23 protein-coding genes and 1 tRNA gene are annotated in these 19,532 nt (G+C 63.4%); 14 read left to right on the forward strand and 10 right to left on the reverse strand.

Annotation, left to right across the window (positions count from 1 at the left end; all coding sequences use genetic code 11):
• Nucleotides 1–28 precede the first annotated feature (28 nt).
• Complete coding sequence (locus AC1RUK_RS16950) at nucleotides 29–733, forward strand: SOS response-associated peptidase (RefSeq protein WP_481834694.1); 705 nt, start codon at nucleotides 29–31, stop codon at nucleotides 731–733.
• 35 nt (nucleotides 734–768) lie between these two features.
• On the opposite strand, the gene AC1RUK_RS16955 is transcribed toward AC1RUK_RS16950, so the two are convergent.
• From AC1RUK_RS16955 to AC1RUK_RS16965, 3 genes are all read right to left on the reverse strand, one after another.
• The gene (locus AC1RUK_RS16955; protein WP_481834693.1) at nucleotides 769–1,770 is read right to left on the reverse strand and encodes an NADP-dependent oxidoreductase; all 1,002 of its coding nucleotides are present in this window, start codon (nucleotides 1,768–1,770) and stop codon (nucleotides 769–771) included.
• 85 nt (nucleotides 1,771–1,855) lie between these two features.
• Nucleotides 1,856–2,722, reverse strand: a complete 867-nt coding sequence (locus AC1RUK_RS16960; protein ID WP_481834692.1) for an alpha/beta fold hydrolase — start codon at nucleotides 2,720–2,722, stop codon at nucleotides 1,856–1,858.
• Nucleotides 2,723–2,802: 80 nt separating this feature from the next.
• A complete protein-coding gene (locus AC1RUK_RS16965) occupies nucleotides 2,803–3,618 on the reverse strand; it encodes an oxidoreductase (RefSeq protein WP_481834691.1) in 816 nt (271 codons plus the stop codon).
• A 107-nt stretch (nucleotides 3,619–3,725) separates the two neighbouring features.
• On the opposite strand from AC1RUK_RS16965, the gene AC1RUK_RS16970 reads away from it, so the two are divergent.
• Together AC1RUK_RS16970 and AC1RUK_RS16975 are read left to right on the forward strand one after the other, a co-directional pair.
• Entirely contained in the window at nucleotides 3,726–4,313 is a 588-nt protein-coding gene (locus AC1RUK_RS16970; RefSeq protein WP_481834690.1) for a TetR/AcrR family transcriptional regulator, read from the forward strand.
• Nucleotides 4,314–4,413: 100 nt separating this feature from the next.
• Complete coding sequence (locus AC1RUK_RS16975) at nucleotides 4,414–5,289, forward strand: MBL fold metallo-hydrolase (RefSeq protein WP_481834689.1); 876 nt, start codon at nucleotides 4,414–4,416, stop codon at nucleotides 5,287–5,289.
• Between the two features lie 78 nt (nucleotides 5,290–5,367).
• Here AC1RUK_RS16975 and AC1RUK_RS16980 read toward each other — a convergent pair whose 3' ends face one another.
• Nucleotides 5,368–5,688: a hypothetical protein gene (locus AC1RUK_RS16980; RefSeq protein WP_436174019.1), complete on the reverse strand. Its 321-nt coding sequence runs from the start codon at nucleotides 5,686–5,688 to the stop codon at nucleotides 5,368–5,370.
• Nucleotides 5,689–5,789: 101 nt separating this feature from the next.
• Here AC1RUK_RS16980 and AC1RUK_RS16985 point away from each other — a divergent pair, with 101 nt between their 5' ends.
• Entirely contained in the window at nucleotides 5,790–5,966 is a 177-nt protein-coding gene (locus AC1RUK_RS16985; protein ID WP_481834688.1) for a hypothetical protein, read from the forward strand.
• Nucleotides 5,963–6,172, forward strand: a complete 210-nt coding sequence (locus AC1RUK_RS16990) for a hypothetical protein (protein ID WP_436174017.1) — start codon at nucleotides 5,963–5,965, stop codon at nucleotides 6,170–6,172. Before AC1RUK_RS16985 ends, AC1RUK_RS16990 begins: the two co-directional genes overlap by 4 nt.
• A gap of 85 nt (nucleotides 6,173–6,257) precedes the next feature.
• Here AC1RUK_RS16990 and AC1RUK_RS16995 read toward each other — a convergent pair whose 3' ends face one another.
• The 3 genes from AC1RUK_RS16995 to AC1RUK_RS17005 form a co-directional block, all read right to left on the reverse strand.
• The gene (locus AC1RUK_RS16995; RefSeq protein ID WP_481834687.1) at nucleotides 6,258–7,697 is read right to left on the reverse strand and encodes an FAD-binding oxidoreductase; all 1,440 of its coding nucleotides are present in this window, start codon (nucleotides 7,695–7,697) and stop codon (nucleotides 6,258–6,260) included.
• A 93-nt stretch (nucleotides 7,698–7,790) separates the two neighbouring features.
• On the reverse strand, nucleotides 7,791–8,723 hold the full coding sequence (locus AC1RUK_RS17000; RefSeq protein WP_192181417.1) for a dimethylarginine dimethylaminohydrolase family protein: 933 nt from the start codon (nucleotides 8,721–8,723) through the stop codon (nucleotides 7,791–7,793).
• Between the two features lie 37 nt (nucleotides 8,724–8,760).
• A complete protein-coding gene (locus tag AC1RUK_RS17005) occupies nucleotides 8,761–10,356 on the reverse strand; it encodes a zinc-binding metallopeptidase family protein (RefSeq protein WP_481834686.1) in 1,596 nt (531 codons plus the stop codon).
• 82 nt (nucleotides 10,357–10,438) lie between these two features.
• On the opposite strand from AC1RUK_RS17005, the gene AC1RUK_RS17010 reads away from it, so the two are divergent.
• The 5 genes from AC1RUK_RS17010 (at nucleotide 10,439) to AC1RUK_RS17030 (ending at nucleotide 15,384) form a co-directional block, all read left to right on the forward strand.
• A complete protein-coding gene (locus AC1RUK_RS17010) occupies nucleotides 10,439–11,326 on the forward strand; it encodes a LysR substrate-binding domain-containing protein (RefSeq protein ID WP_481834685.1) in 888 nt (295 codons plus the stop codon).
• A 105-nt stretch (nucleotides 11,327–11,431) separates the two neighbouring features.
• Entirely contained in the window at nucleotides 11,432–12,523 is a 1,092-nt protein-coding gene (locus AC1RUK_RS17015) for an ABC transporter ATP-binding protein (RefSeq protein WP_481834684.1), read from the forward strand.
• 82 nt (nucleotides 12,524–12,605) lie between these two features.
• Nucleotides 12,606–13,718, forward strand: coding sequence for an ABC transporter substrate-binding protein (locus tag AC1RUK_RS17020; RefSeq protein ID WP_481840066.1), 1,113 nt, complete (start codon nucleotides 12,606–12,608; stop codon nucleotides 13,716–13,718).
• Nucleotides 13,719–13,741: 23 nt separating this feature from the next.
• Nucleotides 13,742–14,575 (forward strand): ABC transporter permease, encoded by an 834-nt coding sequence (locus AC1RUK_RS17025; protein WP_481834683.1) that lies wholly within the window; start codon nucleotides 13,742–13,744, stop codon nucleotides 14,573–14,575.
• Between the two features lie 2 nt (nucleotides 14,576–14,577).
• Entirely contained in the window at nucleotides 14,578–15,384 is an 807-nt protein-coding gene (locus AC1RUK_RS17030) for an ABC transporter permease (RefSeq protein WP_481834682.1), read from the forward strand.
• Nucleotides 15,385–15,522: 138 nt separating this feature from the next.
• Here the strand turns inward: AC1RUK_RS17030 and AC1RUK_RS17035 are convergent, their stop codons facing one another.
• Nucleotides 15,523–15,882: an ArsR/SmtB family transcription factor gene (locus AC1RUK_RS17035; RefSeq protein WP_481834681.1), complete on the reverse strand. Its 360-nt coding sequence runs from the start codon at nucleotides 15,880–15,882 to the stop codon at nucleotides 15,523–15,525.
• A gap of 436 nt (nucleotides 15,883–16,318) precedes the next feature.
• On the opposite strand from AC1RUK_RS17035, the gene AC1RUK_RS17040 reads away from it, so the two are divergent.
• From AC1RUK_RS17040 to AC1RUK_RS17050, 3 genes are all read left to right on the forward strand, one after another.
• Nucleotides 16,319–16,564: a DUF982 domain-containing protein gene (locus AC1RUK_RS17040; RefSeq protein WP_192181410.1), complete on the forward strand. Its 246-nt coding sequence runs from the start codon at nucleotides 16,319–16,321 to the stop codon at nucleotides 16,562–16,564.
• A gap of 170 nt (nucleotides 16,565–16,734) precedes the next feature.
• Nucleotides 16,735–16,863: a hypothetical protein gene (locus tag AC1RUK_RS17045; RefSeq protein WP_481834680.1), complete on the forward strand. Its 129-nt coding sequence runs from the start codon at nucleotides 16,735–16,737 to the stop codon at nucleotides 16,861–16,863.
• A gap of 8 nt (nucleotides 16,864–16,871) precedes the next feature.
• Nucleotides 16,872–17,147 (forward strand): PilZ domain-containing protein, encoded by a 276-nt coding sequence (locus AC1RUK_RS17050; protein ID WP_481840067.1) that lies wholly within the window; start codon nucleotides 16,872–16,874, stop codon nucleotides 17,145–17,147.
• Nucleotides 17,148–17,474: 327 nt separating this feature from the next.
• Here the strand turns inward: AC1RUK_RS17050 and AC1RUK_RS17055 are convergent.
• Both AC1RUK_RS17055 and AC1RUK_RS17060 read right to left on the reverse strand, forming a co-directional pair.
• Nucleotides 17,475–17,551: transfer RNA gene (locus AC1RUK_RS17055), tRNA-Arg, on the reverse strand.
• A 57-nt stretch (nucleotides 17,552–17,608) separates the two neighbouring features.
• Nucleotides 17,609–17,914, reverse strand: a complete 306-nt coding sequence (locus AC1RUK_RS17060) for an ETC complex I subunit (RefSeq protein WP_120016729.1) — start codon at nucleotides 17,912–17,914, stop codon at nucleotides 17,609–17,611.
• A 319-nt stretch (nucleotides 17,915–18,233) separates the two neighbouring features.
• On the opposite strand from AC1RUK_RS17060, the gene AC1RUK_RS17065 reads away from it, so the two are divergent.
• Entirely contained in the window at nucleotides 18,234–19,448 is a 1,215-nt protein-coding gene (locus tag AC1RUK_RS17065; protein ID WP_481839476.1) for a flavin-containing monooxygenase, read from the forward strand.
• Nucleotides 19,449–19,532 lie beyond the last annotated feature (84 nt).

The following is a 19,532-nucleotide window of genomic DNA, read 5'->3' on the forward strand; positions in this document are numbered from 1 at the left end:
GCCGGGGCAATTCCGCAATTCTGCCTATATGTGCAACCTCTACAATATCACCACCTCGCAAGAGGCCATCCGCCAGTGGACCCGCGCACTACGTGACATCGCAGGCAACCTCGAGCCCTCGATCGACATCTATCCCAACCAGTTTGCGCCGGTGGTGCGCAACGCGGCCGACGGATCGCGCGAGCTTGCCAATCTGCGCTGGGGCATGCCGACGCCGCCGGAGCGCATGCGCGGCAATGCCGATTCCGGCACCACCAATATCCGCAACCCGCAATATGGCCACTGGCAACCCTTTCTCGGCGTCGAGAACCGCTGCGTCGTGCCGGTGACCAGCTTTGCCGAACCGAGCCCGACGCCCGGTCAAAAAGACCCGGAGACAGGCGTCCAGAAGAACTACTGGTTCGCGCTCGGCGAAGAGCGCCCGCTGTTCTTCTTCGCCGGCCTGTGGACGCCCTGGCAGGGCGTGCGCAAGGTCAAGGAAGGCCCCGGCGAGCACGAACTCTACGGCTTCCTGACCACGAAGCCGAACGCGCTGATCGCGCCGATCCACGAGAAGGCGATGCCGGTGGTCCTGACCTCGCCGGATGAGACGGAGATTTGGCTCAGCGCGCCGTGGTCCGAAGCGAGAAAGCTGCAGCGCACCGCGCCTGACGATGCACTGGTGATCGTCGAGAAGCCGGCGACGCAGGTCAAATTTCCGGCGCAGCCACCGGCGCAAGGTTCGCTGTTCTAGGGCCAACCAGAAGCAGGAACCGAGCAAGCAAGTTGCTACCTGACTTTGACCACGACCTTGCCCTTGGCACGTCCTGTCTCGACGTATGCCAGAGCCTCATTGGTCGCCTCAAATGGAAAGACCCGATCCACAATCGGGCGGATCACTCCGGCTTCGATGAGGGACGTGATCTTGCTCAGCTGATCGCCCTGCGCCCACATGAAAAGGAACGAAAACTGCACGCCGCGACGCTTGGCTTTGGTCCGAATGCCGCGGCTGAGGAGACGCAGCAATAGCCTCAGCACTCCGTTCAGACCCTGCTTCCTGGCAAATTCCGGATCAGGGGGACCGGAGATGGAGATGAGCTTCCCGCCGGATTTCAGCACACTCAGGGATTTCTCAAGCGTTTTGGCGTCCTGACTGTTCAAGACGACGTCGTAGCCCGACAGAATTTTCTCGAAGTCATCTTTTCTGTAGTCGACGACGACATCGGCGCCGAGACCTTTGACCAGATCGGCGCTTGCCGAGCTCGCGGTTGTCGCAACGATCGCGCCGAGGTGCTTTGCCAGCTGGATGGCGAATGTTCCCACGCCACCAGAGCCCGCCTGGATGAAGACTTTCTGGCCCTTCTTCAGATTGGCTTTGTCGACCAGAACCTGCCAGGCAGTCAGCCCGACCAGGGGAATCGAGGCCGCCTCTTCCATGCTGAGGTTCTTGGGCTTCAGGGCCACGTCGGCTTCATTGATGGCGATGGATTCGGCGAATGTCCCTATCCGGCCATCGCGCGGCCGCGCGTAGACCTCGTCACCGGGCTTGAATTTGCGGACTTTTGATCCAACCCGAACCACCATTCCGGCCACATCGTGGCCCAGGATGAAGGGGCGGCGATAGGGTAGGATGAGTTTGAATTCGCCGGTTCTGATCTTGGAGTCCAGCAGGTTCACCGCTGCAGCATGGACCTCGACCAGGACATCGTGGTCTTGAATCTCCGGCGCCGGCATGTCGGCCAACCGCAGAATGCCCTTCTTGTTATACTTATCGACAACGAATGCCTTCATGGCAGTTACTTTCTAAAAATGTCTTTTGATGTACAGGCACGAAGCCCAGCGTTCTCAGCTGAAAAGCCGCCCGGTGGGAAAGGCGTCAGGCCTCGAGGAAAGACAGGGCTTTGGGGACGAAATCGGCGTGATTCTGGAAGACCCCGCCATGCCCGGCATCCGGGTAGATCACCAGCTGCGCCCCGGGGATGCGCCGGGCGAGATCGTGGGTATTGCTGCTCGGCACCATCTTGTCCTGATCCCCATTCGCAACCAAAGTGGGAATGCGGATGGCGCTCAGGTCTTGCGGCGCCTGCAGTCCATAGGCCTTGATCGCCTTGAGTTGCGCGCCGAACGCGCGCAGCGAGATCGCCTTGTCCCGGTTATTCTGGCGCTCTTTCAACCGCTCCAGAAATGCGTTTGCGGCACGGCGGCCATTCGGCGTCATTGTGAAGAAGAGATAGTATTTCGGATCCCGAAAAGTCAGCCAGCCCTTGATCATGTCCACAATCGTCAGCGGCGTCACCTTGTCGATGCCTTCGCCACCGGCCGGCCCCGTGCCGGCAAGGATGAGTTTGCGCACAAGCTTGGGCTCCGTCAGCACAATCTCCTGCGCCACGAAGCCGCCGAGCGAAAAGCCGAAGAGATCGACTTCCTCGAACCCAAGCGCCCGGACAAAGGCGACCGCGTCCCGCGCCATCCCGGAAATGGTCGACGGCGTTTTGCCGCCCGAGGCACCGACGCCGCGATTGTCGAAGGCAATCACCCGCCGGGTCGCAGCGAGGCCGTCGACGATGCGTGGATCAAAGTTGTCCAGCTGAGCGCCCAGATGGTTGAGCAGGATCACCGGTACGCCCGTCCGGGGCCCGAGTTCCCGGTAAACAAATGCCGTGCCGCCGACATCGACAGAGCGCGTTGGCGCGTCCTGGAACAATGCCCGTGAACGGGGCGGCCGATTGAATGAATGTGTCATGCCTGGCACTTCCGTCCTGTAGGGCGTGACCAATTGTGTTGTGGTTGCGTGTCGCATGTGCGTGGAATCCTTCGTGCTGTTCAGACCGGCAAGCGGAACTGCTTGCGCAAGCTCTTGTCGAATATCTCTGCGGGGGCGAAGCGGCGCAGCATGCTGACCAGCCGTGCTGCCTTGCCGGCGGTATAGCGTCGTCGCGGACGGGCATCGGTCGCCGCCTTGACGACCACTTCCGCCACCACTTCCGGCCGATCGGCTTTGGGCATCACATCGCGAAGCAAGGCGTCGACCCCAGCGCGAGCCCGATCGTATTCCTTCAACACGGAATCCGGCTCAATGCCGTTCTGGTCGAAGACGGTACGGACGAATGCCGGCTCGATGACGGAGACGCGGACGTTGAAGGCACGAACCTCGTGATCGAGCGATTCCGAATAACCTTCGAGCGCGTGCTTGGCCGCCGAGTAATGAGCTGAGTATGGCGCGGGTACCAATCCCAGAATCGAGCCGATGTTGATGATGCGCCCTTGGCCGCGCCGCCGCATCGACGGCAACACCGCATTGGTCATGCGGATGACGCCGAACAGATTGACGTCGAACAGGGCCTGTACCTGGGCGACCGAGGATTCCTCGGCGCCTCCAAGCATGCCTACACCGGCGTTGTTGACCAGCAGGTCGATCCGGCCGGTCCGCAAGAGCACGGCCGAGACAAGCGCGTTGATGGAGCCATCATCAGTCACGTCGCACACCAGCATGGTCACGCCATCCGGGCCAATGTTGGCCTTGCGGCGGCTTGTCCCGAAGACGGTGAACCCTGCTCGCGCCAAGGCCTCGGCGCTGGCGCGGCCGATGCCCGATGAGGCTCCGGTCACGATCGCGGTTTTTCCAGAATTCGCATTCATTTTCGATGCTCCAAGCTCACGGGCTCTAGCTTATTTCTGTTGATTGGATTATGGTTATAATATCAGATTATGATAATAATGCAATAGCAAATCTGGAAGGTGAGACCATGCGCTACGAAAAGGGTCGAAAGGACGCGTCACGCGGGCGGATCATGGAGGTCGCCACTGAGCGTTTCCGGTGTGACGGCATCGCGGCGTCCGGGCTCGCAAAAATCATGAGCGACGCCGGGATGACGAACGGGGCCTTCTATCCCCACTTTCCGTCCAAGGCGGCGCTTGTCCGTGAAACGGTGGCGGCGGCTCTGGAGGATCAATCCGACCAGATACGGGAAGCATTGGCCTCCGGCGGTCTGACAATGGCGATAGACGCGTATCTGTCGGCGGCACACCGGGACAATCCCGGCAAGGGCTGCGCCTCTGCCGCGTTGCTGCCGGAAATCGCGCGTGAGCCACCCGAAACGCGTCAGCTCTATACCGAGCGTTTGCTGACCCTGGTGCGCCAGGTGTCGGCGGATTTGCCGCCGCAAACCCCTGATCCGGACAGCGTTGCGTTCGGCATCTTTGCCACCCTCATTGGCGCCCTTCAGTTGGCCCGCGCCGTGGAGGGGACGGAATTGTCGGATCGTATCCTTGCGGCAGGAGCGGATGCCGCTCGGACGCTGATGCAGCACCGGGGGGATGAAAAGGCATCCTAGAGCTTCCGTGGGTGCACCGCATCCAGCGCGATGTCTGACGCCAGATGGCCGCAAATGTTATACTATCGATCCGTTCCTTGATCGAAGAAGGATCGCACCGATGGATGCTTGGAGAATCGGGAATATCTGGGTAACCAGAATTCTGGAGATGTGCGACCCTCTGGGGACGCCGTCGGAATGGTTCCCCGACTGCACCGACAAAGCACTCGAGCCGCACCTTCATTGGCTCGCGCCCCGATTGATATCGCCGGCAACAGGCCGGCTTATTCTTCCCATCCAGAGTTTTCTGGTTCGTACCGAGCACCACACCATTCTGGTCGACGGTTGCGTCGGCAACGACAAGACGTGCGCATACTTCCCGCATTGGCATCGCCGCAATGACGGCACCTTTTTGGAGCGCCTGGCGAATGCAGGTGTTGCTCCCGAGCAGATCGACTATGTGCTGTGCACTCATCTTCATATCGACCATTGCGGCTGGAACACACGATTGGTGGACGGGCGTTGGATACCGACATTCCCCAACGCCCGCTACATCATGGCGCGGCGCGAGTTCGAGGCCGCACAGGCGGCATCCGGCGACGCCGACGAACGGACCTATGAGGACAATGTGCTGCCAATCGTCGAGGCTGGTCGGGCTGTGTTTGTCGATATGGACTATGAACTCGACCGCGAAGTGTGGCTGGAGCCAACTCCGGGCCACACCCCGGGGCACGTAGCCATCGGCCTGAGATCTCAGGGCGTAGGAGCAGTGTTTTCCGGCGATCTCATGCATTGGCCGATGCAGTGCATTTACCCCGACTGGAACTTTCGGTACGACACGGACCCTGATCAGGCACGTCGGACGCGGTGGGCATTCCTGGAAGCTTGCTCGGACAATGGCCGCATCGTCATGACGTCGCATTTTCCCTTGCCGTCGGTGGGAACCATCTCGCGACGCCGCTCATCATTCTGGTTCGACGATTATCAGCCGCGGTAATCGCCGAGGCCCACGCCAACCCGAGCGGCGCGGGCGATGTGTTATTGACGAGGGAAACGGGGGCGTTGTCCGCCTTTCTCATTCCTCATCCTTCCACACCACACGCCGCACCACCCTTATCTCGGCCAGCCGCCGCACGCGGATGCCGACGCGCTCCCGCGCGGTGAGGTGCCGGGCTTCGGCACGAACGAATTGCTTGTTGCGGCATTTTTCGCAAAGCATGTGGCCGTCGATCAGGTCGATGTCGACATCGCCGAACAGCCTGATCAGATCGGACGGCTCGTACCAGCGCTTGATGTTGCAGTGACCGCAGCGGATGAGGATGAGATCGCCTCTCTCGTGCGATTTGCCGAGCGTCCAGGCATTGCCGCGCTTTCGTCTTCCGTCTGTATCAGGCATTGCTAAAAATAGGAACTCATTCCTGACAAAGTCAATTCGACCTTGACATTTTTGTTCTCTTTTTGTTCACTGTGAATACCGGGTTCAAGGAGGTGTTTGACATGGACCAGATCGTGACATTGGACAGCCGCCAGGAGGCGGCATTGCAGGCAACCGCTGACAATTTCATTGCGCATTACAAGGGCGATGCGGTGAAGGCCCTGAAGGAAATGATCGTGCTCAACGGACATTTGCAGCAGCGCCTCGATGCGCTCTCAGCGCCGAGGCGGCGGCAATGAGCATCCTGCATCTCGACCCCGACGCCGAGGCCGAGCTTCACGCCGAAGCGGAAAGGCTGATCGCCCGCTACGACAGCCCGCTCGAAACGGTGAAAGCGCTGATGATCTACAATTGCGAGTTGGAGACACAAATCCTCGCGCTTGCCCACCGTCATCCGGAACTGGTGACGTTGAGCTACGACGACACGCCGGCGATGATCGGCTGACGGCTGCCGCACCGCCACGCCACCATGCAATCGCGTTGGCGGGACGGCGCGGCTGCTCGCGCCGTCCGCGGACGGATGCCTGGCCTCAGGCGGCGCGCAGACCTTCCTTCGGACGCAGGTTCTGGTTCATGCGGAACAGGTTCTGCGGGTCGTAGCGCTGCTTGATCTCCAGCAGCCGGCGATAGTTGCCGCCATAGGCCGCTTCGACCCGGTCGATCTCGTCCTCCGGCATGAAGTTCACATAGGCCGTGCCGGCGGCATAGGGCCTTGCTGCTTCATAGATACCGCGGGCCCAGTCGATGCAGGCCTTGTCCATTGCCGGTTCGCGCCAGCGGGCGTGAACGTTCATGACGAAATGCGAGCTGCGCTGCGGGAACGCCGTTTCATCTGCCCTGACGCGGCCCGCCGCTCCGCCGACATGGCCGAAGAATATTTCGCATTCGGGACCCGGAAGCCGGGATATGGCCGCCGTGGTGACCTCGATCGCGCTGTCGGAAAGCTCGGTGAAGTCATGGCTCTTCCAGTAGTTGCGGGCGCCGGGCGTAAGCAGCGGGTCGAAGGCCTGCTGCCAGCCGATGAACGGATTGGGGCCGACGACGTCGGCGATCGGCGTGCCGATGGCGCGAAGCGTCTGCGTCGCCTTTTCGCCGGCCTGGATGTCGCCGCAATAGCACATGGCCAGCACCAGTACCTCCTTGCCGTGCCATTCCTCCGGCAGGAAGGGCAGCGGCGGCGCCTGCCGCATGACCACCCAGCAGGTCAGTTCGTCGGGCGCGGTTTCGAGCGCCTTGCGATATTCGCGCAGCACCTTGTCGGCATCGGCGAACGGATGGACGACAAGCCCCGACAGCACTTGCGGCCCGAACTGGTGGAGCTGGAACTCGAACGCCGTGACGACGCCGAAATTGCCGCCGCCACCGCGCAGCGCCCAGAACAGGTCGGGATTTTCGCTGTGATTGGCGCGCAGCAGCTTGCCGTCGGCGGTGACCACGTCGGCGGAGACGAGATTGTCGATGGTCAGCCCGAATTTGCGGGTGATCCAGCCGAAGCCGCCGCCCAGCGTCAGGCCCGCAATGCCGGTGGTCGAGTTGATGCCGGTCGGCACCGCCAGTCCGAAGGCCTGTGTTTCCCGGTCGACATCGGCAAGCGTGGCACCGGGTCCGACCCAGGCCCGCCGTGCCGCGACATCAACTCGCACCGACTTCATCATAGACAGATCAATCATCAGGCCGCCATCGCAGACGGCGCTGCCGGCGATGTTGTGGCCGCCGCCGCGCACGGAGACCAGAAGTCCGTTTTCCCTGGCGAAATTTACGGCAGCGACGACGTCGGAGGCGCCGACGCAACAGACGATCAGGCCTGGCCGCCGGTCGACCATCGCATTCCAGATGCTGCGGGCGTCGTCGTAGGCGGCGTCGCCTTCCCGCAGCACCGTGCCGCGTATCTGTGCCGAAAGTGCTTCGAGGGCCGCGGTATCGATTGTCGTCTTGCCGCGTTCAAGCGTGGTGAGGCTCATGCCCGTCATGGTTTCCTCCCGTTTTTTGCTGGTGAGCGCCCCTCCCTGATTTTTTAGTGTGCTCTTATGTTAGCCGTCGCGCAAGTTATGGCGGACCACCCGTCAGGCCGGCTCACGCTTCAGCGCCTGCGCCATGCAGTGGATGCCGCCGCCGGTCTTGGAGATTTCGCTCATGTCGATCGCCGCCACCTCGAAGCCGCGCGCCCTGAGTTGGCCGATCAGCGTCTGGCTGGAGGTCGGCGCGATCACCCTGTCCTTGCCGAGCGACATGAAGTTGCAGCCGAGTGCCATCGTGTCCTGGAAGGGCACGTCGATGATCTCGTGGCCCTTGCCCTTCAGCCAGTCGACGATGCCGGGCTCGGTGCAGGCGAGGCAGACCGCCGTCAGCTTCTCGGCGATCGGCACCACCATCAGGTCGATATGGACGTAGTATTCGTCGATAAAGGCGATGCGGGTTTCCCAGCCTTCCTTGTCGAACCAGGCCTGCACCTGGCGGGCGCCCTCTTCCTGCGTGCGGGCGCCGCCGCAGCCGATCAGCACGACGCCCTCCTCGATGACGTTGAAGTCGCCGCCCTCGAAGGTGCCGGCGGTGACCATGTCATAGATCGGGATGCCGAGCTTTTCATAGGTGCGGATCGCGGCATAATTCTCGCCGCGCCGCCACCAGTTGGCCATGGCAGTGATGAAGGCGCCGTAAGGCGTCATGACGCTGGAATCGCGCGAATAGACCTGCATCGGCAGTTCCGGCGTCGGCTCGTGCCAGTGGATGTTGACGCCGAAATGCTCATAGGCGGCGACCAGGTCCTTGTGCTGCGCCTGCGCGATCTGGACGTTGCAGGGCGCCTCACGCAGATGCTTGCGCGACAACGAGCTGGTCGAGAGATGGCGCAGGAAATTCGGCGAGCCGAGCAGCACGTCGGTCAGGACGTCGGTCTCGTTGGCGAAGCCCCAGGCAGTCAGCGGCTTGGTGCCGCCGGCCGGGTTGCGGCGCTGCAGCGAGAACGGTTCGGCAACGATGCGGTCATGGACGGTCATGGGGTTCTCCTCGTGAGATTGATTTTGCGTTGGTTGGTCATGGAGTGCCTGCGGCCGGTATCCACCAGTCGCGCCCGCGCGGCGTGGTGACATATTCCGGCCAGCGGAAGTTGACCGGCGGATCGTAGTCGCAGAGCGGCGCGAGCCAGTTCGCGCCGCCGATGCCGCCGCCGGTGCGGCTGATGAATTCGTCCATCGCCGCGTCGCGGGCGGCCTTGTCTTCGAGCAGGCGAAGGGCCGATAGTGCGATGGTCTTCGCCGCACAAATGACCATCGGGTCGATGGTGGCCGAAATGCCGCCCAGCGCATTCATCACCCAGGACGGATAGGGGTAGCCGGTCTCCGAGCGCAGCGCCGGCCGGGCAACATAGAAACGCGCCGTCGGCGCATGCCAGCTCATGTCAGTGTAATCATCGGAGGTCGAGTTCACCTGCGAGGGCGGCAGGTCGCGTCGCAGGATGGCTTCCGCCACCTGCGGCTCGATCAGCCGCTCCAGCTCGTCGATGAACGGCTTATCGCTCGCCATGCGCCCGGCATTGACCTGTATCTCGCGCGCGACCGCCTTGGCGTCCTCGTCCCAGCGCGGCGGACCGACCGCCGACAGCGCCTCATAGGCAATGCCAGCCATGGCGTGGTTGGCGAGCCCCGGCCGTGACTTCGACACAAAATGCCGCTCGTAGCGGCAGCCGCTCATCGTGGCTGCCGCCTCGGCGTTGCGGTCGAGCACGGCGGTGACCTGCTCGGCCATCTCGATCGTCGGGACGCGGATCATGTACTGGATCTCGGCCAACCCCGCCGGCAGGTTGTCGGCGGTCGCCTGCCCGGCGGTCAGGATCGCTTCGCTGATCGACCAGCCGCCCTGGTGCGGCAGCATGGAATCGCGCAGCGCCTTCGAGGCCATGTACATCATCATCAGCGCGTCGTTGGCGCCGGGCGCCCTGATCGCGGAATGCGACTGCGGGATGGGCGCAGCGCCGTCGGCCGGCCTCGCCCAGCGCTCCGGCTGGTCGCAGATGAAGCGGTAGATCATCGCGTAGGCGGCGCCGCAATGCGTGTCCCAGCGCGCCGTGTTGCAGAGCGGCAGCATGTAGAAAGGGTGGAAGGAGATCATGCCGGCGAGACCGTCATAATAGCCCTTCGCCGCATGGATCGGCTTCGATCCCCTCACCTTTTCCGCCGGCTCGCCGGTGAAGCGCAGCGTGCCTGGAATGTCGTGTTGCTGCATCGCCGCCTTGGTGGCCAGCAACCCGCCGAGGCTGGCAATGCCCAGCCCCGAATGCGGATCGGTATGGCCGCCGGCCTCGCGGCCGAGACCCGGGCGCGGCCGCTGCACCGTCGCCGCGTCCTGGCAATTGCCGGGCACGGCGTCATATTCGGCATACATGCCGATGGTGGGCCCAGCACCGTTCGTCCAATGGGCGCAAAAAGCGGTCGGCATGCCGCCCGAGCCTGCCTCGACCGAAAAGCCCTCGCGCCTCAGCCGATCGACATACCAGGCGGCCGACTGGTACTCGCGCCAGGCGGTCTCGCCGAAGTCGAAGATGGTGCGCGTCCACACCGACAGCAGCGGCTGGATGCCGTCGATGCAGGCAAGCGCGGTCGCTTGCGCCGAGGTCGTCACCAGTTTCTCCATCCGTCAAAGAAAGCAGTGAAGCGGCTTTCCAAAAAGTGATATGTTTTCCCGGCTCATGCAAATTCGGTTCACCTGAGGTTTCTTGAGGATACCCTCCACCCAGGCGCTGCGCGCCCTCGACAGCTTCGCCCGCCATGGCAGCGTTTGGCGCGCCGCCGACGAATTGCACGTGACCCGCAGCGCCGTCAGCCACCAGTTGCGGCTGCTCGAGCGAGACCTCGGCTTCGACCTTTTGGAGCGCATTGGCAAGGGCGTGGCGCTGACGCCGCGCGGCCAGCGCTATGCCAGCGACGTGCGCAAGGCGCTCACCGTGCTCGGCGACGCGGTGACGCGCCATGCCGGCACCGGGGTCGGCGGCTCGTTCAGCGTCTCCTGCACGCCGGGCTTCGCTTCGCTGTTCTTATGCACCCATATCGGCGAGTTCCGGCAGATGTATCCGGATGTGGCGTTGCACATACTGACGCCGCGGCGTCTCGACGATGTCAGCAATCCGGACGCCGACGCCTTCATCGCCTTCGGCGTTGGCAACTGGCCGAACCGGGCGGCCGAACTGTTATGCGAGATCTCGTTCACGCCGCTGTGCAGCCCGACGCTGCTCAACAAGGTCGGCGGTTTCTCCAAGCCCGCCGACGTGCTGCGCGCCAATCTGCTGCATCTCGGCGACACCGAGGACTGGGCGCGCTGGCTGGCGCTGTCCAAGGTCGAGAACCCCGACACCGAGGGCGGCATCTTCTTCTCCGACATGAACCTGGTCTTCTCGGCCGCGATCGCCGGCCAGGGCATCGCCATGGGCGACGAATTGACCAGTCGCCGGGCGCTCAGCGAAGGACGGCTGGTGCGCCCCTTCGACATCGCGATCAAATCGCCGCGCTCGTATTTTTTGGTTTCGGAGCACGCGAAAGCGAGCCATCCGGTGCTGGAGGCATTTGGGGGATGGCTGAAGTCGAAGCTGTCGGAGAACCGACTCTAAACCCACGATAGATGAATCAAATTTGCCGATCAGGCGAAAACTATTCGGTTGCGGTGAGGCCGCGCCCTGCCCTACGATTTCAATCGGAGTGAGGATAAAGGCAGGATGCAGCAACCCGGCCGGGCCGCAGAGATCAAGGCAATCGGGATCGGCAAGAGCTTTGGCTCGTTCCGGGCGCTGGACAATCTGACGCTCGATATCGGCCGCGGCGAGTTTTTGACGCTGCTCGGGCCCTCCGGCTCTGGCAAGACCACCTTCCTGATGATCCTGGCCGGCTTCGTAAAGCCGAGCGACGGCCGCCTCTACAGCGACGGCGTCGACATCACCGAGCGGCCGGCCGAGCAGCGCGCCGCCGGCATGGTATTCCAGGGCTATGCGCTGTTCCCGCATATGTCGGTCGAGGCCAACATCGCCTTCCCGCTCAAGGTGCGCAAGAAATCGGCCGCCGAGATCAAGCGCCGTGTCGGCGAGATGATCGAGCGCGTCGGGCTGAAGGGCCACGAGACGAAACTGCCGGCGCAGCTTTCCGGCGGCCAGCAGCAGCGCGTGGCGCTCGCCCGCGCGCTGGTGTTCGAACCGGGCGTGCTTCTGCTCGACGAGCCGTTTTCGGCGCTGGACAAGAGCCTGCGCGGCCAGATGCAGGCCGAGATGAAGCGGCTGCACCAGGAGACCGGCACCACCTTCGTCTTCGTCACCCACGACCAGAGCGAAGCACTGGCGCTGTCGTCGCGTGTCGCCATCTTCAACCACGGCAAACTGCTGCAGGTCGGCGCGCCCGACGAGGTCTACGACCGGCCGGCCAACCGCTTCGTCGCCGAGTTCCTCGGCGAGATCAACATGCTGCCGCTGAAGGGCGTGCGCAGCGCCGAAAATGGCACTGTCGGGCTCTGCGAAGACCGCGCTGTCAGCCTGCGCGGCAATCCGGGCACCGTCGGCGGCAACGCCATTCTGGCGATCCGGCCCGAGCACATGTCGATCGCGCGCGAGGCGGCTGTGGGCGAGAACGGCATTGCCGCCACGGCAATAGCCGCCACCTATCTGGGCGCTGCGACCAAACTGGACCTCACCACGCGCCAAGGTTCACGAGTGACGGTCTCGGTGCCGAACGAGGTTGCGGCCGCCGCACTCAGCAAGGGCAACTCGGTCTGGCTGACCTGGCCGGCCGAAAAAGGTTTCCTCCTTCCGGATGGAGGATGACGTCAAGGTGGCGAAGCCTCGAGTGATGATTCCGGGATTCGCACTAACTACTGCAACGACCAACGAAAAAAGGGGAACTGACATGAACAACTCCAAGAGAAATGCTATCGAATCCCTCTCCGCCAGGGCAACACGCGGCGAGATCTCGCGCCGGCAGTTCACGCAACTGGCCGCGCTGGTGCTGGCCGGCACGCCGATGCTGCTGCGCTCGACCGGCGCCTTTGCGCAGGCCAAGGAACTCGTGCTGGTGAACTGGGGCGGCGACGCTATCACCGCCTATGACGCCGCCTATGGCCAGGCCTTCACCAAGGAAACCGGCATCACCGTCAAGATGGACGGCTCGGGCCCGACCGAAGGCGCCATCGCCGCGCAGTTCAAGAGCGGCGCGCCGACCTGGGACCTCGTCGACGTCGACCCGTTCTCGGCCATCACGCTCGGCGCCCAGGGCGCTCTCGAGCCGATCGACTATGCCATCGTCGACAAGAAGAAGATGCGCGAGGGTTTTGGCTGGGAATACGCCGCCTCGACCTATTTCTTCTCCTATGTCATCGCCTACGATTCCGAGAAATACGGCAGCAACGCGCCGACCGGCATGGCCGATTTCTTCGACGTCAAGAAATTCCCCGGCAAGCGCTCGCTCTACAAATGGGGCGTGTCGAGCTGGGAAGCCGCACTGCTGGCCGACGGCATCGCGCCGGCTTCGCTCTACCCGCTCGACTTGAAGCGCGCGCATGACAAGATCGCCGCCTTCAAGGAGAACGTCGTCGCCTATTGGGGCGGCGGCGCCGAGAGCCAGAGCGTGCTGCTCAACGGCGAAGCCTCGATGGCCATCGTGTGGTCGACACGCGCCTCGCTGATCGAGCAGGACTCGGGCGGCAAGATCAAGTTCATCTGGGACCAGGGCCTGATCTCGCCTGGCGCGCTGGCCGTGCTGAAGGGCAATCCCGGCGGCAAGGAAGCGGCGATGAAGTTCATCGCCAGCGCCCAGGACCCGGCAAAGCAGCTCGTCATGTTCGACAAGCTCGGACAGGGCCCGGCCAACCCGGCCGCCGACGCACTGATCCCCGCCGACAAGAAGCGCATCAATCCGGTCGACCCCGAGAACATGAAGAAGCAGATCGCGCTCGACATGGACTGGTACGCCAAGAACTACGGTCCGGCGCTCGACGAATACACCAAGATCATCTCGGCCTGACCGCGCCGGGATCATCCGACGACATGAGAGGCACCCTCTCCGACAGGATGGGCGCGGCGCTGTTGATGGCGCCGCTGCTCCTGTTTCTTGTGCTCGCCTACGCCTGGCCGTTCCTTGGCGTGGTCAAGTGGAGCGTCACGCTGCCGACGCCGGGGCTCGGGCAATATGGCGCTCTGGCCACCGACCCGCTGGTGCAGTCGGTGTTCATCCGCACGCTGCGCATCGCCCTGATCGTCACTTTGGTGTCGGTGACGGCGGCCTATGCCATCACCGTCGTCTGGGTGCGCGGCAGCCCGGCGCAGCGGATCGTCGCCGAGTTCTGCATTCTCGTCCCCTTCTGGATCTCGGTGCTGACGCGCGCCTTCGGCTGGGTGGCGCTGCTGTCCAACCGCGGCCTGATCAACAGCTGGCTGCAATCGATCGGCTTCATCTCCGAGCCGCTGGCGCTGGTGCGCAATGAATTCGGCGTCATTGTCGGCATGACGCATTTCCTTATCCCCTTCGCGGTGTTTCCGCTGGCCTCCGCCATGCGCAGCCTGGACGACCGCGTGCTTTTGGCGGCGCGCGGGCTCGGCTCCAGCCGCATGCGCACCTTCTGGTCGGTGTTCGTGCCGATGACGCGCTCCGGCATCATCGGCTCGGCGCTGATCGTCTTCGTGTTCTCGCTGGGCTTCTTCGTCACGCCGGCGATCCTCGGCGGCGGCCGCAGCGTGATGATCGCCGAGCTGATCTACCTGCGCATCTTCCAGAGCCCGGACTGGGGCCTGGGCGCGGCAATCAGCGTCGTGCTGGTGCTGTTCGTCGGCGCGCTAATGGCGCTGCTCTTCCGCTACGTGCGGCCGAAGCAGCTGGTGTAGCCATGCCGACCTATCGCCCCGGACCCGTCTCGCTGATCCTCGCCGCGCTGGTGGCGCTGTTCCTGCTGTTGCCGCTGCTGGCCGTCATTCCGGTGTCGCTGACGCCGAGCCGAATGCTGGCAATGCCGACGGGGGAATTGTCGCTGCGCCACTACCGGGCGCTGATCGAGGATCCGCGCTGGATCGACGCCATCCTGCTCTCGATCCGCATCGGCATCGTCAGCAGCGCGATCTCGACGGTGCTGGCGCTCTGCTTCAGCCTCGGTGTGTGGATGTTCCAGCCGCGCTTCACCGCCGCACTCGTCGGCTTCGTGCTGTTGCCGATGGTGGTGCCGCCGGTGGTCTCGGCGATCACGCTCTACTTCCTGCTGACCTCGATCTCAGGCTTCAGCTCGTTCTTCGGCTACGACACTTGGCTGGGCGTTGCCATGGCGCATTCGGTGATGACTGTGCCTTTCGCCACGGTGCTGATCCTGGTCTCGCTCAGCCAGCTCGACCGGCGCATCGACCTTGCCGCGCGTGGCCTTGGCGCCAGCGTGTGGGAGCGCGCCACGCGCATCATCATGCCCAACATCAAGTTCGGCATCGTCACCGCCGCACTTCTGTCCTTCGTACTGTCCTGGGAAGAGATCGGCGTGACGCTGTTCATCACCTCGGTCAACGCGATCACGCTGCCGAGGCTGATGTGGATGGGCCTGCGCGACAACATCGACCCGGCGATCGCGGCCCTTTCGGTGATCCTGATCATCATCACGGTATTGGTGCTGGCGGTGCGCAGCGTCGTTGCCAGGCAGCGCACGGGGCAGTGATGCCGCGCCGCGCCAGCGACAATCGGGTGTTTCGGTGCCGACAACCGACCCAACGCCGTCCACCCTGACCACCAGCTACGGGCCTTAAGGCCGCGTCGCCGGGCACGGCCGTGCCCGGCCGATACCGGCGCCCCGCCCTCAGGCTGCCTGCGACCGGCGCTGCCTTTCGGTGACGTACTGCTGGTGGCGGCCCGCGAGCGGCTTCTCCTTTGCCAGCAAGCCGTCCAGCAAAGCAAGCAGTTCGCGCGCGGCGGCCGACTTGCAGGAATAGTAGACCATCTGCCGGTCGCGGCGGGTTTCGACGATGCCGAACCTCCGCAACTTGGCAAGATGCTGCGAGAGCGCGGACTGGCTGAGCTCGACTTTGTCGGCGAGAACGCCGACCGACAATTCGCCCTCAGCCAGATAGTTCATGATCAAAAGCCGCTTGCCGTTGCCCATCACGGACAGGAAGGCGGCCGCTGTTTCGGCGTTGGAAGTAAGTTCCTTCGAGACCATTTATTTCCCCATATGCCTTGCTCTTCCGAACGCCATGGGGGCAATGGCATCAGACATCCAGAGCATTGCCTGAGCTGGCCATCCCCCACTTTTACGGGACGGGGCTCTGCTTCTCGTTTGACCATGATCCTTCTCGAAACAGGTTGCCACCATTCGGGATCATGGCCGGGACAGCATGCGCGATTTTGTGCGTTACGCAAGCCGGCGCAGATTCGATATTTTTGAATCCGCGCCGCCAACAAGTACCAGCGTCGCGCTCTTTCAGCAAGAATATAACGAGTTCTTCAAGCCGCATTTACAGTGCGCCGCATGTTTCGCGACAGCCACAAGGGAGAGATCAGCGGCAACCGGCAGTTCACGCCCAGTTGAGACGCGGTGATGAAACCTAGTGCCGCATTCTGCGTTTTGGTGGATCATAACAGCAAGGGTTTTACCCATGACCCAGGGATGGTTTTCGAGGCCGGTTGCGGTTTCGGTGGGCATCGCGGGCTCGATCCGGCACATTTCCAATGCCCAGCAGGCAGTCGAATTGCTGACAGGCCAATGGCGCGACGCCGGGAGTGCGCAACACGGCTCGGCGCTGCGCGCCTGCCGCCGTGCCATGAGCGGCGATCTTCCGGCCGATGCGGCCATGGATGCGTTTGTCGGCGCAGCCCGTGAGGCGCATGTGCTGGTAGAGTAGGCCGAGCAAGCCCGATTGCCGCGTTCAGGCCGTCGCACGCTGTCGTTGGTTCTGCCTGCCGACCAGAACGGTGGCCGGGGCCGGAAGGTTTCCGGAATCGTTTTAGCGACCGCTAACGGAATGGAAACAGCTCTACGATATTAATTGAAATTCAATTTGCATGAGGTCCGATGCGTGAGCATGCCTGCTACGGTCCGGGACTGAGCGGTCGCGTGAAGCATCATCGAGGCGAGGAAGACTTGGGGCTGGAAGACATAGAGCTGGAAAACCGGGGGCTGCAGGATTTCCGGGAGAAGTGAGGTATCGAATGGACCCGTCCGCCCCCCGCAAAGAGCGGCGCCTTCATGCACGAGAGATTGTGCTGAAGGAAGCGACCATCACAACGGAGGACGCCGAGATAGGCTGCTCCGTTAGAAATCAGCACGAAAATGGAGCTGAGTTGCGCGTCGCTCCCGGCGTGAAAATACCGGATCGCTTTGTGCTTCATGTACAAGCCGACGACGCCACCTATCGCGCCGTTGTTCGGTGGAGGAGAGGCGAGCAACTCGGGGTGCAGCTCTATGGCGGCTCTCCGAACGTTTGACCGATCAGGCGCCTCTGTAGCTACCGCCCTCACCTGCCGTTCACCGGCCAAAGTAGACCGATACCGCTCGCTGAACCAAGCCACTCGGGGCGCGTTCCCTCCTGCAAGCCAAGGAGGACATCATGCCACGAGGAGCGCTACTCTGGCTCATCGGGATTCCGATACCGGTCATCATCATCCTGTGGCTTTTGGATTATCTGCATTAGATTCAGGAGATGCTGGCCTGACCTGAATCTCTGCCTCAGCCACGTGAACCTACCGGCTTCCGGGCCTGTGCTGGCCGAGTTGGAACTTGCTCGCCGCGCAAACGCTAAGCCATTGAAATGTTGGCGATCCCGACAGGATTCGAACCTGTGACCATCGGCTTAGAAGGCCGGTGCTCTATCCAGCTGAGCTACGGGACCGCTGGCCGGCCGCGCCGGCTGATGTCTTCACGCCCGGGCGTTGCCCGGCAATGCCGGTCAGTGCGTCCAAGGCGTCCTGCGGTCATAGCGGAAATTCTCCGCGTAGGAAATCTGCCGGCGCTTGGGTTCCTTCGGTTCCTCGACGCGGAAGGCGAGCCCTTCGCGCTCGGCGTAGGCCACCGCCTCTTCCCTGGTGTCGAAGGTCAGCCTGATCTGGCTCAGCATGTCGCCGGAAGTGGTGTAGCCCATCAGCGGGTCGATCTTCTTGCGCTGCGCGGGATCGAATTCCAGCACCCAATGTCCGGTCTTGGCCTTGCCGGATTGCATCGCGGTTTTGGCTGGGCTGAAAATGCGCGCGGACATGACCACCTCGTTGCTCCCTGGGGCCGACCCTCCAGGTACTCCTGAATCGGCGCCTGCCCTCGAAAAACCCGATTCAGGGTCTCGGGGTCGTGCGCCAACCCGTCATTACTGTGCAATGGCGCCGGCGGCAAGGCCGACAGGTTTTGCAGTCAGACGGCGGGTCTTTGACCGCGCGGACGACGGTCTTTCGACCGCGTCTAGACGACGGTCTGCGACCGCGCGGACGACGGTCTTTCGACCGCGTCTAGTTGGCGCGGCGCCGCATGCGGCATATGTCGGATACACTGGTGTGCCAATCACGGTTATGACAATGACGGACATGGTGGCGGAAACCTTGCGGACCGGCGAACCGGCAATCTTCGACGGCGCGATCGTGATCGGCGGCGGCGCGGCCGGGCTCGCCGCCGCGCACGCGCTGATCAGGGCCGGCGTGGCGGTGCAGGTGCTGGAGCGCGAGAACCGGTTGGCCGAGCCCTGGCACCGGCGGCACGAGAACCTGCATCTCAACACGCATCGCGACCTTTCTGCGCTGCCGGGTGTCACCTACCCCGCCGGCACGCCCGGATTTCCGCACCGAACCGCCGTCATCCGCCACCTCAACCAATTCGCCGAGACGCACCGGCTGCCGGTCACGTTCGGCGTCGCCGTCGACGAGATCGTGTCCGGCGGCGACCACTGGATCGTGCAGACCAGCGCCGGTCCCCGGCGCGCGCGCCATGTCGTCGTCGCCACCGGGCGCGACCGCCAGCCTTTCATTCCGCAGTGGAAAGGCATGAAGGACTTTGCCGGACGGATTGTCCATTCGGCGGATTTCGGCTCGGCCAGGGATTATAACGGCAAGACGGTGCTCGTGGTCGGCGCCGGCAATTCGGGCTTCGACGCGCTCAATCACCTCGCCGGGGCGAACCCCGGTCAGATGTGGCTGTCGGCGCGCAACGGCCCGGCGCTGCTGCCCAAGCGCATCGGCCGCAAGATCGCCGTGCACCGGTTTTCGCCGCTGCTGGCGCGCCTGCCGGTGTGGCTCGCCGACGCCGTGATCGCGGCCACGCAGCGGCTCGTTCTCGGCGACCTCAGCAAATTCGGCCTGCCTGCGTCGCCTTCGGGCGGCGCCAGCCGCCTGGCCGGCGACTACACGGCGATCGCCGCCGACGACGGCGCCGCCGCCGCCATCAAGGCAGGCAGGATCATCGTCGTGCCGCAGCTGCGCGAATTCACGCCGGACGGCGTCATTCTCGACAATGGCCAGACGATCGCGCCCGACATCGTCATTGCCGCCACCGGCTACCGTACCGGGCTGGAGACGATGATCGGCAAGCTCGGCGTGCTCGACGGCAAGGGGGTGCCGCTGTTCAACGGTTCCGACAGCGATCCGAAACTGCCCGGCCTCTGGTTCACCGGCATGCGGCCGAGCATCCGCGGCTGTTTTTCCAATGCCCGCATCCAGGGCGACGCGCTCGCCCGCAAGATCGCCCGGCGGACGCGCAAAGCAATTCCAGGAAAAGTGCGCAACGGCTTTCCGTCCGGAATTACGTAAAAACAAAGAGTTAGAGCGGATGCCGGCACAATCGATGCGTCGCGTCGACGATGGCCAACCCGCGATTTATTCCTGCAAGAACGC

The organism is Mesorhizobium monacense (genome assembly GCF_056781675.1).